Here is a 2,458-nt window from a genome sequence, read left to right as displayed (position 1 = left end):
GTACCTACCAGCATAAAACCCTGGCTTTGGGGTGGCGACGCGGCATCCCAGATCGATACCGATGGTGGAACGATATTGGGCCAGAGGCTAATGCCTAAACCGCTGTAGCCAAGGAAAACCAAAACCAGTGTTAGGATGAAAGGCAAAATGTTCGATCGTCGCTCGACCGCTTTAAATAGGCCGAACATACATACAAGCACCAGCAAAGGCACTGGCAAAAACCACAAAAGACCAGGCATGCTGAACCAGCGAGTGGCAATAGCTGCGTGCGTTAGAGGCGTCCATATGCTGACGATCCCCATGACGAGCAACAGCATCAACGCTAGCGGTTTCGCCAATTTATACATAGATGCCTGCAAGCGCCCTTCAGTCTTCACGATCAACCAGGTACATCCAAGTAGTGCGTAGGCGACAATCAGCGCGAGACCGCAAAAAACATTAAATGGCGATAGCCAGTCCAGTCCCCCGCCCGAATATTGACGGTTCATCACCGGTATGCCATCGATAAATGCACCTAGCGCTACCCCTTGGAAGAATGTCGCCACAAGCGAACCTCCAATAAAGGCCTTGTCCCACAGATGACGTTTCTCGTCCGTCGCCTTGAAGCGAAATTCGAACGCGACCCCACGGAAAATAAGCCCAATCAGCATAAATATCAGTGGAAGGTACAACGCAGACAAAACAATTGAGTATGCCAGCGGAAACGCACCGAACAGCGCGGCCCCACCCAGCACTAACCAAGTTTCATTACCGTCCCATACTGGAGCGACGGTGTTCATCATTACGTCTCGGCTTCCCGAATCCTTGATGATTGGAAAAAGAATGCCAATGCCCAAGTCAAAACCATCCATGACGACGTACATCATGATGCCAAAGACGATGATGACAGCCCAGATAAGTGGAAGATCAATGCCCATTTTTTATCTTCCTTTCGTCAAAGTGTCGTGTTCGCCGGTATCTACGCCTTCATGGGCTGCGGACAGTGGACGTGCAGGCGTGCGCGATTGGCCAGGGCCACCGGGCGTTGTCGAATTCCCCTCCTGTTCACTTGGCCCTTTACGCACGAGGCGCATCATGTAGCCGAAACCTGTGCCGAATAATGTGAAATAGACCAAGACAAAGGTCACCAACGTCAGGCTCATCTGCCCGACGCTGTGCCCCGAAGAAGCGTCGGCGGTACGCAGCAATCCGTAGACCACCCAAGGCTGACGGCCGATTTCTGTAGTGAACCAGCCCGACAGCATCGCAATCAGTCCCGCAGGCCCCATGCACATCGCCAGAGTCAGGAATACGCGATTCGTATATAAACTCCCTCGCCAGCGAAGCCATGCGCTGAAGAACCCTAGCAATATCATCAACATTCCAAGACCCGCCATAAGCCGGAATGACCAAAACACAATGGCAGAGTTGGGTCTGTCCTGGGCCGGGAAGGACTTTAATGCCGGTACTTGCTTATCCAAACTGTGCGTCAGGATCAGGCTTCCGAGGTACGGAATCTCGACTTTATAATTTGTTTTTTCATCAGCCATGTTCGGCATGCCAATCAGGATAAGCGGTGTTGGCTCATCGCCATTGTTTTCCCAATTGCCTTCGATTGCCGCGATTTTTGCTGGTTGATATTTTAAGGTATTCACGCCATGTGCATCCCCGACAACAGCTTGAATAGGCGAGAGGATCAACGCCATCCACATGGCCATAGATAGCATTTTGCGAATTTCTGGATTATCGCGCCCGCGCAACAAGTGCCAAGCCGCTGATGCGCCTACAAATAGGGCTGTCGCAATAAAGGCAGCAATTGCCATATGCGCTAACCGGAAAGGAAAAGAGGGATTAAAAATGACTGCCAGCCAGTCCACGGGAATCACTCGGCCATCTACAATTTCGTAGCCTTGCGGAGTGTGCATCCAGCTATTGGACGCGAGAATCCAAAACGTAGAAATGAGCGTACCGAGAGCCACCATGATCGTCGAGAAAAAGTGCAGGCCGCGGCCCACTCGGTTTAAGCCAAATAGCATGACGCCGAGGAAACCTGCTTCCAGGAAAAAAGCAGTCAGAACTTCGTAAGTCAGCAATGGGCCGGTAATTGCACCGGCGAAGTCGGAAAAACGGCTCCAGTTGGTCCCGAACTCATAGGCCATGACCACACCCGATACAACGCCCATGCCAAAGTTGACCGCAAATATTTTCAGCCAAAAATGATAAAGATTGCGGTAAACATCATTGCCCGTTTTTAACCACAGGCCTTCGAGGACGGCTAGATAGCTTGCCAAGCCGATAGTAATAGCGGGAAAAATAATATGAAAAGAAATGGTAAACGCAAATTGAATTCTGGCGAGATCGAGCGCTTCTAATCCAAACATGGTTACGCCTCCGGCGGTACGGTGATTTAGACCATGGAGACGTAAACGCTATCACCCACCAGAGCCATGCAGCCAATCTATAAATGCTGTCCTTGTAC

At 51.0% G+C, this 2,458-nt stretch carries 2 protein-coding genes; both read right to left on the bottom strand.

What is annotated here, in order from left to right; translation table 11 throughout:
* Nucleotides 1-917: cytochrome d ubiquinol oxidase subunit II (gene cydB / locus UB23_RS04170; protein ID WP_045058066.1), on the bottom strand; the 917-nt coding region annotated here is incomplete at its 3' end.
* A gap of 3 nt (nucleotides 918-920) precedes the next feature.
* Nucleotides 921-2,360 (bottom strand): cytochrome ubiquinol oxidase subunit I, encoded by a 1,440-nt coding sequence (locus UB23_RS04165; protein ID WP_045058065.1) that lies wholly within the window; start codon nucleotides 2,358-2,360, stop codon nucleotides 921-923.
* Nucleotides 2,361-2,458: the final 98 nt, after the last annotated feature.

It is taken from the genome of Pseudomonas sp. ES3-33 (genome assembly GCF_000952175.1).
Taxonomy (GTDB): domain Bacteria; phylum Pseudomonadota; class Gammaproteobacteria; order Pseudomonadales; family Pseudomonadaceae; genus Aquipseudomonas; species Aquipseudomonas gregormendelii.
Note: the sequence above shows the minus strand (reverse complement) of the source record. Positions and strands in the feature narration are given on the sequence as shown.